Genomic DNA, 11,807 nt, shown 5'->3' with positions numbered 1-11,807 from the left:
CGCATCCGCCGCGGCGGACGACCCGCAGGCAGGCTCCGGCCCGGCCGCGGCGCCGGTCGCCCTGCCCGCCGTCCAGAGCGACGTCAAGCGTGGCGCCTCCTTCCCCTACAAGCGCCTGAACGAGCTGCTGTCGAAGTTGCGCACCGAAGGCGAAGGGCTCTTCGTCAGCCGCTTCGTGCTGACCGATGCGAAGGATTCGAGCAAGCCGCCACCCGCGGGCACCAAGCTCGCGCTGATGAGCGACGACGACTACATCCCCATCCCGATCGACGACAAGGGCCGCTTCGACCTGCCGACCTTCAGCGAGCGCCAGGCCAAGGACATGGACTTCGGCACCAACGTGCCCAAGGGCGAGCTCGGCGTGCGGCTGAGCATCGATCTGGCCACGCCGCCGGAGATGCTGGACATGGCCACGGTGCGGCGCATCGTCACCGTCGGCCAGCGTCTGCGCACCGAGCTGCTGCCCTGGTACGTGCGCTGGATGTTCCCGCAGATCGACGGCGTGATCGCCTGCAGCGACGCGCCGCAGTGGACCCTGGACTGGTCCGAGGGGGCGCAGCGCTGGCGCCTGCCGCTGCCGGCGGAGGCGCAGCAGCGCGAGCCGGAGACGCCCAAGGGCAAGCCCTCGCGCGCCTGCACCGTGCTGACGGGCCAGGAGCAATGGCCCGACGCCGCGCTGCTCCAGACGCCGCCCGGCGCCAACACCAAGCTCTACGTCAAGCTGCGCAATCCGCGCGCCAGTTGAGCGACGGTCCGCCGCGCGGGGTTCAAGCCACCCGACCGGCGGCCCGGTCCGCCTCGAGCTGCCGCAGGACGCGGCGCTGCACCTTGCCGGTGGTGGTCATCGGCAGGCTGTCGAGGAACTCGATCTCCTTGGGGTACTCGTAGGGCGCGAGCCGTTGCCGGACGAAGTCCTGCAGCTCGCCGGTCAACGCTGCCGAGGGCTGCCGCCCCGGCGCCAGCACGACGAAGGCCTTCACCAGCGCGCCGCGCTCGGCGTCGGGCTTGGGCACGACCGCGGCGTTGGCCACCGCCTCGTGGCGCACCAGGCAGTTCTCGATCTCGCCGGGGCCGATGCGGTAGCCCGCAACCTTGAACTGGTCGTCGGCGCGGCCCTGGTACCACAGGTAGCCGTCCTCGTCGGTGCGCGCGAGATCGCCGGTGCGACACCAGCTGTCCAGCGGGTCGCCGGTGAACTTCGCCGCCGTCGCGGCCTCGTTGCGCCAATAGCCGAGGAAGAAGATCGGATCGAGGTCGCCGTGTCCGTCCCGCCGATGCACCGCCACCTCGCCGATCTGCCCGGGCGGGCAGACCTGGCCGTCGTCGTCGATGACCGCGACGCGGTGACCGGGATACGCGCGGCCCATGCTGCCCGGCTTCGCCGGCCACAGCCGCGCGCAGTTGCCGACAACGTAGTTGATCTCGGTCTGGCCGAACATCTCGTTGACCGTCACGCCCAGTTCGCGCCGGACCCAGTCGAAGACCGCGTCGCCGACGGCCTCGCCGGCGCTCATCACGGCCTCCAGCCGCAGCGTGTAATGCTCGGCGGGATGCGGCACCGCCTTCATCATGGCCTTCAGCGCCGTCGGGAACAGGAAGGTGTGGCTGACGCGGTAGTGCTGCATCAGCTCGAAGGCCTTCTCCGGGGAGAAGCGGCCCTGGTAGCCGAGGATGGGCCGACCGAAACACAGCGACGGCAGCAGCGCGTCCATCAACCCGCCGGTCCAGGCCCAGTCGGCGGGGCTCCAGAACACCGCCTCGCTGCGGACCTTCGGATCATGGGGATCGAAGCCGAACCAGTTCTGGCTCGCGATGAAGCCGGTCAGGTTGCCCAGCAGCGCGCGCTGCGGCAGCAAGGCGCCCTTGGGCGCGCCGGTCGTGCCGCTGGTGTAGATCAGGATCGCCGGGTCCTCGGCTGCGTTGTCGCGGGCGGCGAAGCGCGCGTCCTCCGCCTGCAGCGCCGCCATCCAGCCGGCTTCGCCGTCCTGGGGCTCGGACTCGCCGACCACCAGCACCTGGCGCAGCGCCGGACACTGCGCGCGCACCGAGCGGACCGCAGCGAGCGCCCCGCTCTCGACGATCGCGACGCTGGCCTCGCTGTCCTGGAGCCGGTATGCCAGCGCATCCGGGCCGAAGAGCATCGACAGCGGCATCGCCACCGCGCCGAGCTGGTTGATCGCGATGTGCGCGACGGCCGTCTCGAAGCGTTGCGGCAGCACCAGGCCCACGCGATCCCCGGCCTCGACGCCGAGACGCCGCAGCGCGTTGGACAGGCGATTCGCCGCGCGCTGCAGCTGGCCGAAGGAGTACTGGGCGCGACAACCGCTGTCGCTGTCGAAGAAGATGGCGGGCGCGTCGGGTGTTTCGCGGGCCCAGCGGCCGCAGCAGAGTTCGGCGATGGACAAGCGGTCAGGCACCTGCCAGCGGAACGCGCCGTGGATCAGCGCGTAGGCGTCGGACATCGCGACTCTCCGGGACTGGAACAAGAGCGTGGATGCTAGCGAGCGAGGGGGCACCGGGCGTCATGGAAAGCCCGTAGCGCCAGGACGGTGCCCGGCCTTGCGGGGCGTGCCCTCGCCCGGTGCGCCGGACAGCGCGGATCGGTCCTCGGTGCGCGCATGACGACGTGAAGGCGCCGCCTACACTCCGCCGGATGACTGTGAAGATCCTGCACAACCCCCGCTGCTCGAAGTCGCGCGAGGCGCTTGCCCGGCTCGAATCGCGGGGCCTTCGCCCCGAGATCGTCGACTACCTGGCCACGCCCTTGTCGCTGGGCGAGCTGCGGACCCTGCAACAGCAGCTCGGCGTACCGGCCCGCGCGATGCTGCGCGATGGCGAGGACGACTACCGCACGCTCGGCCTGGCCGACGCGTCGCTCGGTGACGAGCAGTTGCTGCGCGCGGTGGCCGAGCATCCGAAGCTGCTGCAACGCCCCGTCGTCATCGACGGCGAGCGCGCGCTGATCGCCCGTCCACCGGAGCTGCTCGACGATTGGTTGAAGTGAGGCCGCCCGGCCCGCGCCCGTTCGAGGCGCCGCGACCGGATCGGCTCACTGGTCAAGCTCACTCGGCCCGCTCGCTCAGCTGCGCGAGCGACTCGCCGGTGACGCGGCACAGGCGCCAGTCAGGCATGATCGTCGCGCCCATCTTTTCGTAGAAGCGGATGGCGTTCTCGTTCCAGTCGAGCACGCACCATTCGAAGCGGCCATAGCCGCGCTCGACGGCGATCTGCGCCAGGCGGGTCAGCATGCGTGTGCCGAGTCGCGCGCCGCGATGGGCGGGCTGGACATAGAGGTCTTCGAGGTAGAGCCCGGGCTTGGCCAGGAAGGTCGAGAAGTTCACGAAGGTCAGCGCGAAGGCGACGATCTCGCCACGCTCGTGCTCGGCGACCATGGCCTCGGCGACGGGACGCTCGCCGAAGAGGTGCGGATGCAGCTTCTCGGGCGTGACCTCCATCAGATGCGACAGGCTCTCGAAATCGGCGAGCTCGCCGATCAGTCCGACGATGGCGGGGACGTCGGCGGGACGGGCGGGGCGAAGGGTGTAGCGGTCGGGCGTGGCGGTCATGGTGGCGTGGGGATGAAGTCGGCGCCATTGTCTCCATGGCGAAAGCGGGTGGCCGTTCCTCACACTACAGTCGCCGTCCATGAGCACCGACACGAGTCCCGCCACCGGCATCGCGGACAGCGCCGCGTACGTCGTCCGCCGCCCGCATCGCAGCAGCTTCCTGACGCTGCGCGGCCTGCGCCATCATGTGCTGCGCTGGGGCCCCGAGCCCGACGGCACCCGCCCGCTGCTCGTGATGGTCCACGGCTGGATGGACGTCGGCGCGTCGTTCCAGTTCATGGTCGACGCCTTTCATGAGGACCGCAGCGTCGTGGCCATCGACTGGCGCGGCTTCGGCCTCACCGACAGCACCCCGGGCGATGCGTATTGGTTCCCCGACTACCTCGGCGACCTGGACGCACTGCTCGACGCCCTCAGCCCGGAGGCGCCAGTCGACCTGCTCGGTCACAGCATGGGCGGCAACATCGCGATGAGCTACGCCGGCGTGCGGCCACAGCGGCTGCGCAGGCTGGTGAACCTGGAAGGCTTCGGCCTGCCGGACACGGCGCCCGAGATGGCGCCGGCGCGGCTCGCGAGCTGGCTCGACGAGCTCAAGGAGACGCCGAGCCTCAAGACCTACGACAGCGTCGAGGGCGTGGCGCAGCGCCTGATGAAGACCAATCCGCGATTGAGCGCGGACAAGGCCGCATGGCTCGCGCCGCAATGGTCGCGGCGGGGCGAGGACGGCCGCTGGCACATCCTTGGCGACCCGGCCCACAAGCGGACCAATCCGGTGCTGTACCGCAAGGCCGAGGCCCTGGCCTGCTGGTCCGCGATCACGGCGCCGACGCTGTGGGTCGAGGGCAGCGAGACCCAGCTTTCCCAATGGTGGGGCGACCGCTATCCGCGCGAGGACTTCGAGGCCCGGCTCGCCGTCGTCAAGGACCTGCGGCGCGTCACCCTCCAGCAGGCGGCGCACATGATGCACCACGACCAGCCCGAGGCGCTGGCCCGCGCGGTGCAGGACTTCCTCGGCTGACTTCCTCGGCTGACTGCCCCGGCCGCCGGCCCTCGCCAGATCACAGTCGACGTCTAACGCTGCTCCACCACCGCCGCCTGATACGCCGCGACGAACTCCGGCGGCATGCGCCGGGGCTTGCCGGCGCTGATGTCGATGCACACCAGCTCCCAGCGGCCGCGCATCAGCGTCTGCCCATCGCTGGCGCGGCGCAGCTGGAAGCGGCGCTCCATCGCCAGCTTGCCGTCGCCGCCCGTGAGCCAGGTGCCCAGCACCAGCGCCTCGCCCTCGAAGGACGGCAGCAGGTAGTCGTAGCCGCCGTGCCGGATCGCCATCGCCCGATCCAGCCGCCGGTAGTCGTCGATGTCCAGCCCCAGCGCCACCGAGTGCGACCACCCCACCTGCTCGCACCAGCGCACATACACCGCGTTGTTGGTGTGGTTCAGGCCGTCGATGTCCTCGGGCCGCGGGCTCACGGACAGGCAATGCGGGGACGGGTAGTCCCAGCCGAGGGCGAGCGCATCGGCGCTCGGGACATCGCTGGCGAGGGGGATCGAAGGCGTCGCGGTCATCGCGGGGAACTTCCCGGAAATCGTGGAAATCCGACATGCGTGGTCGGGGTGCGTCAGCTTAGCCGCGCGGATTGGGCAGAATGCCGCCCTTTTCCGGCGACGTCCGTCGCCTGCGCGACCTGCGCCCGCCAGCCCTGTCCTCGGGTGCCCGCGTGGCGCGCCTCGCTCGTCCCTGCCCTGTTCCGTCCGCTGCTGCCGTCGTCTCCATGGAAAACATCATCGTCACCGAAGAACTCAAGGCCTACATCGATCCGCTGACCGAGGACGAGTACGCGGCGCTCGAGCGCAGCATCCTGGCCGAGGGCTGCCGCGACGCGCTGGTGCTGTGGGGCGACATCCTAGTGGACGGCCACAACCGCCACGGCATCTGCACCAAGCACGGCATCCCATTCCGGACGGTGCAGAACACGCGCTTCAAGTCGATGGAGGACGTCCACCTCTGGATGATCGACCAGCACCTGGGCCGCCGCAGCGTCTCCGATTTCCAGCGCGGCGTGCTCGCCCTGCGCAAGAAGGAGATCATGGAAGCGCGACGGCTGGCCGTGCTCAACGATCCCAGTCCCGACGCATCGGCCGCCGCGAGCGACGCGCCCGCTGGCGTCACCGACACGCCGGTGCCCGCGGCACCGCCGCTCAAGAGTCGCGAGGCCATCGCCCGCGCGGCACGCATCAGCAGCGCCACGGTCACCCAGATCGAGAAGATCCAGAAGGCGGCCGCGCCGGAACTGGTCGCGGCGGTGAAGTCGGGCGAAGTGTCCATCAGCGCCGCCGCGGTGATCGCCGACCTGCCCGTCGAGGAGCAGGCCGCAGCCGCCGCCGGTGGCAAGAAGGAACTGCGCCAGGCCGCCAAGCGGGTGCGCGAATCCAAGGTCGGCAAGAAGGCCGCCGGCGACGCGGTGGCCGAGGTGGCCGTCGAGCTGCTGGGCGTGCCCACCAACGCCGACGGCGAGCTGGAGGCCGATCCCGCCGTCGCGCTGCTGCGCGCCCAGGTCAGCGCGCTCCAGGACGAGAACGTGAAGCTTCGCGCGCAGGTCGCCGAGCTGCAGGCGCAGCTCGCCGCCGTGAAGCAGGAATCCGCGGATCCGTCGCCGTTCTGACCCGGCTCAGAACCCGGTGATCGGCCCCGAGCGATCGCGCTCGGGCCGCCGGGCCTCGGCCTCGTCCGCATACGGGACAGGGTCCTTCACGCCGGCCGCCGCCTCCCGGCGGTTCATGACGGTTGCGTAGATCACCACGATGCCCACGTAGACGATCAGCGCCCCCTGCGACCCGACCCAGAAGCTGAACGGCCAGCCGAAGAAGTCGAAGCTGAGCGCCCGGGCGAAGTAGGCCACGCCGAAGGTCACCAGCGCCCAGGCCAGCAGCAGCATGAGCGTCAGGCGCCAATTGCCGCGCCGCACACGCTGGCGCCGGGCGCGGAACGTGCCGGAGGCGGAACCTGCATCGGGGACAGGGGGTTTGGGGAGCATCCCGCCATCTTAGGGAGCCCTCCTGCTTCAGCATGAGAAAATACCCGGCTTCGGGCCCCCTGTCGGGGGCTCTTTCACTCGAACGAATCATGGACATCGAGCAAATCAATGCGATCGGCACCACGCTGGCCGATCTGCAAGCGCGGACCGCCGCGCTAAGGGGGTACCTTTGACTACGACCGCAAAGCGCTGCGGTTGAACGAAGTCAACGCCGCCCTGGAGAACCCCAACGTCTGGAACGAACCCAAGCGGGCCCAGGAACTCGGCAAGGAAAAGCGCACCCTCGACAAGGTCGTCGAGACCATCAATCACCTGACGTCGAATCTCTCCGACAACCTCGAGCTGTTCGAGATGTCCAAGGAAGAGAACGACATCCCCGGCCTGCAGACCATCGAAGCGGAATCCGCCAAGCTCACCGAGCTGGTCGAGGAACTGGAATTCCGCCGGATGTTCAACAACCCGGCCGACCCGAGCAACTGCTTCATCGACATCCAGGCCGGCGCCGGCGGCACCGAGGCCTGCGACTGGGCCGGCATGCTGCTGCGCCAGTACCTCAAGTACTGCGAGCGCAAGGGCTTCAAGGCCGAGGTCGAGGAACAGACCGACGACGAAGTCGCCGGCATCAAGAGCGCCACGATCAAGGTGGAAGGCGAATACGCCTTCGGCCTGCTGCGCACCGAGTCGGGCGTGCACCGCCTGGTCCGCAAGAGCCCGTTCGACTCTTCCGGCGGCCGCCACACCAGCTTCGCCTCGCTGTTCGTCTATCCCGAGATCGACGACTCCATCGAGATCGACATCAACCCGGCCGACGTGCGCACCGACACCTATCGCGCCTCGGGCGCCGGCGGCCAGCACATCAACAAGACCGACTCGGCGGTGCGCCTGACCCACATCCCGACGGGCATCGTCGTGCAATGCCAGGACAGCCGCAGCCAGCACAGCAACCGCGACGTCGCCTGGCGCCGCCTGCGCTCGCGCCTGTACGACCATGAGATGAAGAAGCGCATGGCCGAGCAGCAGAAGCTCGAGGACAGCAAGACCGACGTGGGCTGGGGCCACCAGATCCGTTCGTACGTGCTGGACCAGAGCCGCATCAAGGACCTGCGCACCAACGTCGAGATCTCCAACACCCAGAAGGTGCTGGACGGCGACCTCGACGCGTTCATCACCGCGTCCCTCAAGCAGGGCGTGTGAGGACATGGGCGGCCCTGCTGAGCGATCCGATCTCACGGCTGCGCGCCTCGCCGTACGGGAGTACGGCTGCGGCGCTCACCGCAAGCCCGGACTGCTCGCTACGGGCCTCCCACGTCCTCACTGAGCCTCGAGACAACATCAGTTCCAACAAGGAAGCCCGCCATGCGTGAAGGCACTGCCACCCTGATCCGCCGCGCCGACTACGTCGCGCCGATCTTCTGGATCCGCACCGTCGACCTGTGCTTCGACCTCGACCCGGCCAAGACGCTGGTCGCCAGCAAGATGCGTCTGGAACGCAACGCCGCCGTGCCGCACGGCCCGCTGCGCCTGCATGGCGAGGAGCTCAACCTGCTGCGCGTGCTGATCGATGGCGAGAGCGTGTCCTTCCGCCAGGAAGGCCATGAGCTGATCATCGACAACGTGCCCGACGCCGACTTCACGCTCGAGATCCGCAACACCTGCGCGCCGGAGAAGAACACCGCGCTGTCGGGCCTGTACACCTCTGGCGGCAGCTTCTTCACGCAGTGCGAGGCCGAGGGCTTCCGCCGCATCACCTACTTCCTGGACCGCCCCGACGTGATGGCGGTCTACACCGTCACCCTGCGCGCCGACAAGGCCCGCTATCCGGTGCTGCTGTCCAACGGCAACCTGGTCGAGACGGCAACGCTCGACAACGGCCGCCACCTGGCCAAGTGGCATGACCCCTTCCCCAAGCCCAGCTACCTCTTCGCGCTGGTGGCCGGTGACCTGGTCGCACGCGAGCAGCGCATCCGCACCCGCGGCGGCAAGGACCACCTGCTGCAGGTCTATGTCCGCCAGGGCGACCTGGAGAAGACCGAGCATGCGATGAACTCGCTGATCGCCTCGGTCGTCTGGGACGAGGCCCGCTTCAAGCTGCCGCTCGACCTGGAGCGCTTCATGGTCGTCGGCGTCTCCGACTTCAACATGGGCGCGATGGAGAACAAGGGCCTGAACATCTTCAATACCTCGGCGCTGCTGGCCTCCCCAGCCACCGCGACCGATGCGGACTTCCACCGCATCGAGTCCATCGTCGCGCACGAGTATTTCCACAACTGGACCGGCAACCGGGTCACCTGCCGCGACTGGTTCCAGCTGTCGCTGAAGGAAGGCCTGACCGTCTTCCGCGACCAGGAGTTCAGCCAGGACATGGCCGCCACGCCGAGCGCGCGCGCGGTCTGCCGCATCGAGGACGTGCGCGCGCTGCGCGCCCGCCAGTTCCCGGAGGATGCCGGCGCGATGGCGCATTCGGTGCGCCCCGACGAGTACGTCGAGATCAACAACTTCTACACCGCCACCGTCTACGAGAAGGGCTCGGAGGTGGTGCGCATGTACCAGACGCTGGTCGGCCGCGATGGTTTCGCCAAGGGCATGGCGCTGTACTTCGAGCGCCATGACGGCCAGGCCGTGACCTGCGACGACTTTGCGCAGGCGATCGCCGACGCGAATCCCGGCTCGGCGCTGTCCACCCGCCTGGACGCCTTCAAGCGCTGGTACTCGCAGGCCGGCACGCCCCGCCTGCGCGCGCGCGGCGCCTATGACGCCGCCGCCCAGACCTTCACGCTGACGCTGAAGCAGACCACGCCCGCGACGCCGGGCCAGGACCGCAAGCTGCCGCAGGTGATCCCGGTCGCGCTGGGCCTGCTGGCCCGCGACGGCCAGGCGCTGCCGCTGATGCTGCAGGGCGAGGACGGTGCCGCCGGCGCCACCGAGACCGAACGCGTGCTGGTGCTGGACCAGGCCGAGCAGTCCTTCGTCTTCGTCAACGTGCCGTCCGAGCCGGTGCCCTCGCTGCTGCGCGGCTTCTCGGCGCCGGTCGTGCTGGACGACGGCCTGGGCGACGCCGAGCTGCTGGTCCTGCTGACCCATGACAGCGATGCGTTCAACCGCTGGGAAGCCAGCCAGCGCCTGGCGCTGAACCGCATCCTCGGCGCCGTGCGCACCGGCCAGCCGCTGGTGCTGGATGCGGCTTACCTCGAGGCGATGCGCGCGGTGCTGCGCCATCCGGAGCTGGACCCGGCCTTCAAGGCGCTGGCGCTGCAACTGCCCGACGAGGCCTACATCGCCGAGCAGCTCGACGTGGTCGATCCGCAGGCGGTGCATGCGGCCGTCGAGGCGGCGCAGACGCAGCTGGCATCGGCCCTGCAGGCGGACTGGGCCTGGGCCTACGACACGCATCAGGTCACCGCGGGCTACAGCCCCGACCCGGTGCAGAGCGGCAAGCGCGCGCTGGTCAACCTGTCGCTGGCGATGCTGGTGCTGAATGCGACGCGCAGCGGCGATGGCGTCTGGCCGGGCCGCGCCTACCAGCGCTTCAAGGACGCCACCAACATGACCGACCGCATGGGCGCGCTGTCGGCGCTGGTGAACGCGCAGGCGGAACTGGCCGACAGCGCGCTGGCGCGCTTCCATGCCCAGTTCAAGGGCGAGGCGCTGGTCATCGACAAGTGGTTCGCGCTGCAAGGCCGCGCGGCCGAGCGCGATGGCAAGACCTTCGCGCGGGTGAAGCAGCTGATGAAGCATCCGGACTTCACGCTGAAGAATCCGAACCGCGCCCGCAGCCTGATCTTCTCGCTGGCGATGTTCAACCCGGCGGCGTTCCATCGCGCGGATGCGGCGGGCTATGTGTTCTGGGCCGACCAGGTGCTGGCGCTGGATGCGATCAATCCGCAGGTGGCGGGTCGCCTGGCACGCGTCATGGACCGCTGGACCGCGCTGGCCGAGCCCTACCGCAGCGCGGCCCGCGAGGCGATTGCCCGCGTGGCGGCCAAGCCCGATCTGTCCAACGACGTGCGCGAGATCGTCCAGCGCGCGCTGGCGCTGGATCCGCGTCCTGCGGCGGTCGAGGTGGCCGCGCCGACGGAGGTCGCCACGCAGTCCTGATTCCGCGGGCGGAGCGGTCCGCGCGTCGGGCCGCTGCGCGGCGCACGAGATTTGCAACCATCGGAGTCTATTCATGAGTCAACGCGTCAGCCTGACCCAATACCTGGTCGAGCAGCAACGGGCGCACGGCCACATCCCCCAGCAGTTGCGGCTGCTGATCGAGGTGGTCGCGCGCGCTTGCAAGCGCATCGCCATCAGCGTCAACAAGGGCGCGCTCGGTGACGTGCTGGGCACGGCCGGGTCGGAGAACGTCCAGGGCGAGGTCCAGAAGAAGCTGGACATCATCGCCAACGAGGTGCTGATCGAGGCCAACGAGTGGGGCGGCCACCTGGCCGCGATGGCCTCCGAGGAGATGGACAGCATCTACCTGGTGCCCAACCGTTATCCGCAGGGCGAGTACCTGCTGATGTTCGATCCGCTGGATGGCTCGAGCAACATCGATGTGAACGTGTCGATCGGCACCATCTTCTCGGTGCTGAAGAAGCCCGAGGGCAGCAAGGGCGTCAGCGAGGAGGATTTCCTGCAGCCCGGTTCCGCGCAGGCCGCGGCCGGCTACTGCGTGTATGGCCCGCAGACGACGCTGGTGCTGACGGTGGGGGACGGCGTGGCGATGTTCACGCTGGACCGGGAGCAAGGCTCGTGGGTGCTGACCGCCGACGACGTGAAGATCCCCGCGGACACCAAGGAGTTCGCGATCAACATGTCCAACATGCGCCACTGGGACGAGCCGGTGAAGCGCTACATCGATGAATGCCTGGCCGGCACGACGGGTCCGCGCGGCAAGGACTTCAACATGCGCTGGATCGCGTCGATGGTGGCGGACGTGCATCGCATCCTGACGCGCGGCGGCATCTTCTTGTATCCCTGGGACAAGCGCGAGCCCAACAAGGCCGGCAAGCTGCGCCTGATGTACGAGGCCAACCCGATGGCCTTCCTCGTCGAGCAGGCCGGCGGCGCCGCCACCAACGCCCGCCAGCGCATCCTGGACCTGACCCCGACCAAGCTGCACGAGCGCGTGTCGGTCGTGCTGGGCTCGAAGAACGAGGTGGAACGCGTGACGCAATATCACCTGGAGGCCGAGCAGGCCAAGTGATCCAGCCGCGCCACC

11 protein-coding genes are annotated in these 11,807 nt (G+C 69.2%); 7 read left to right on the top strand and 4 right to left on the bottom strand.

Annotated features, from left to right (window positions below):
* The coding region (locus CS062_RS26160; RefSeq protein ID WP_158238730.1) for a hypothetical protein at positions 1-745 on the top strand (745 nt) is incomplete at its 5' end.
* Between the two features lie 22 nt (positions 746-767).
* Here CS062_RS26160 and CS062_RS09880 read toward each other — a convergent pair.
* Positions 768-2,462 (bottom strand): acetate--CoA ligase, encoded by a 1,695-nt coding sequence (locus tag CS062_RS09880; RefSeq protein ID WP_099861475.1) that lies wholly within the window; start codon positions 2,460-2,462, stop codon positions 768-770.
* A gap of 191 nt (positions 2,463-2,653) precedes the next feature.
* On the opposite strand from CS062_RS09880, the gene arsC reads away from it, so the two are divergent.
* Positions 2,654-3,004 carry an arsenate reductase (glutaredoxin) gene (arsC, locus tag CS062_RS09875; protein WP_099861474.1) on the top strand — a complete coding sequence of 117 codons (351 nt, stop codon included), beginning with the start codon at positions 2,654-2,656 and terminating at the stop codon, positions 3,002-3,004.
* Positions 3,005-3,062: 58 nt separating this feature from the next.
* Here arsC and CS062_RS09870 read toward each other — a convergent pair whose 3' ends face one another.
* Entirely contained in the window at positions 3,063-3,566 is a 504-nt protein-coding gene (locus CS062_RS09870; protein ID WP_099861473.1) for a GNAT family N-acetyltransferase, read from the bottom strand.
* Positions 3,567-3,645: 79 nt separating this feature from the next.
* Between CS062_RS09870 and CS062_RS09865 the strand changes: the two genes are divergently transcribed.
* Complete coding sequence (locus tag CS062_RS09865; RefSeq protein WP_099861472.1) at positions 3,646-4,584, top strand: alpha/beta fold hydrolase; 939 nt, start codon at positions 3,646-3,648, stop codon at positions 4,582-4,584.
* A 53-nt stretch (positions 4,585-4,637) separates the two neighbouring features.
* On the opposite strand, the gene CS062_RS09860 is transcribed toward CS062_RS09865, so the two are convergent.
* Positions 4,638-5,135 (bottom strand): acyl-CoA thioesterase, encoded by a 498-nt coding sequence (locus CS062_RS09860; protein WP_099861471.1) that lies wholly within the window; start codon positions 5,133-5,135, stop codon positions 4,638-4,640.
* Positions 5,136-5,341: 206 nt separating this feature from the next.
* Between CS062_RS09860 and CS062_RS09855 the strand changes: the two genes are divergently transcribed.
* Entirely contained in the window at positions 5,342-6,232 is an 891-nt protein-coding gene (locus CS062_RS09855; protein WP_099861470.1) for a ParB N-terminal domain-containing protein, read from the top strand.
* A 6-nt stretch (positions 6,233-6,238) separates the two neighbouring features.
* On the opposite strand, the gene CS062_RS09850 is transcribed toward CS062_RS09855, so the two are convergent.
* Positions 6,239-6,604 carry a DUF4212 domain-containing protein gene (locus CS062_RS09850; protein WP_099861469.1) on the bottom strand — a complete coding sequence of 122 codons (366 nt, stop codon included), beginning with the start codon at positions 6,602-6,604 and terminating at the stop codon, positions 6,239-6,241.
* Positions 6,605-6,693: 89 nt separating this feature from the next.
* On the opposite strand from CS062_RS09850, the gene prfB reads away from it, so the two are divergent.
* The 3 genes from prfB (at position 6,694) to CS062_RS09835 (ending at position 11,792) form a co-directional block, all read left to right on the top strand.
* A protein-coding gene (gene prfB / locus CS062_RS09845; protein ID WP_099861468.1) for a peptide chain release factor 2 occupies positions 6,694-7,798 on the top strand; the annotation gives its coding sequence in 2 pieces (ribosomal slippage) (positions 6,694-6,774 and positions 6,776-7,798; 1,104 coding nt in all).
* Positions 7,799-7,960: 162 nt separating this feature from the next.
* Entirely contained in the window at positions 7,961-10,699 is a 2,739-nt protein-coding gene (gene pepN / locus CS062_RS09840; RefSeq protein ID WP_099861467.1) for an aminopeptidase N, read from the top strand.
* Positions 10,700-10,772: 73 nt separating this feature from the next.
* The gene (locus tag CS062_RS09835) at positions 10,773-11,792 is read left to right on the top strand and encodes a class 1 fructose-bisphosphatase (protein ID WP_099861466.1); all 1,020 of its coding nucleotides are present in this window, start codon (positions 10,773-10,775) and stop codon (positions 11,790-11,792) included.
* Positions 11,793-11,807 lie beyond the last annotated feature (15 nt).

The organism is Roseateles chitinivorans (genome assembly GCF_002761755.1).
Taxonomy (GTDB): domain Bacteria; phylum Pseudomonadota; class Gammaproteobacteria; order Burkholderiales; family Burkholderiaceae_C; genus Roseateles; species Roseateles chitinivorans.
Note: the sequence above shows the minus strand (reverse complement) of the source record. Positions and strands in the feature narration are given on the sequence as shown.

Coding starts and splice junctions, on each gene's coding strand:
- CS062_RS09880 (WP_099861475.1), bottom strand. CDS start 2,462: ATGTCCGACGCCTACGCGCTGATCCACGGCGCGTTCCGCTGGCAGGTG.
- arsC (WP_099861474.1), top strand. CDS start 2,654: ATGACTGTGAAGATCCTGCACAACCCCCGCTGCTCGAAGTCGCGCGAG.
- CS062_RS09870 (WP_099861473.1), bottom strand. CDS start 3,566: ATGACCGCCACGCCCGACCGCTACACCCTTCGCCCCGCCCGTCCCGCC.
- CS062_RS09865 (WP_099861472.1), top strand. CDS start 3,646: ATGAGCACCGACACGAGTCCCGCCACCGGCATCGCGGACAGCGCCGCG.
- CS062_RS09860 (WP_099861471.1), bottom strand. CDS start 5,135: ATGACCGCGACGCCTTCGATCCCCCTCGCCAGCGATGTCCCGAGCGCC.
- CS062_RS09855 (WP_099861470.1), top strand. CDS start 5,342: ATGGAAAACATCATCGTCACCGAAGAACTCAAGGCCTACATCGATCCG.
- CS062_RS09850 (WP_099861469.1), bottom strand. CDS start 6,604: ATGCTCCCCAAACCCCCTGTCCCCGATGCAGGTTCCGCCTCCGGCACG.
- pepN (WP_099861467.1), top strand. CDS start 7,961: ATGCGTGAAGGCACTGCCACCCTGATCCGCCGCGCCGACTACGTCGCG.
- CS062_RS09835 (WP_099861466.1), top strand. CDS start 10,773: ATGAGTCAACGCGTCAGCCTGACCCAATACCTGGTCGAGCAGCAACGG.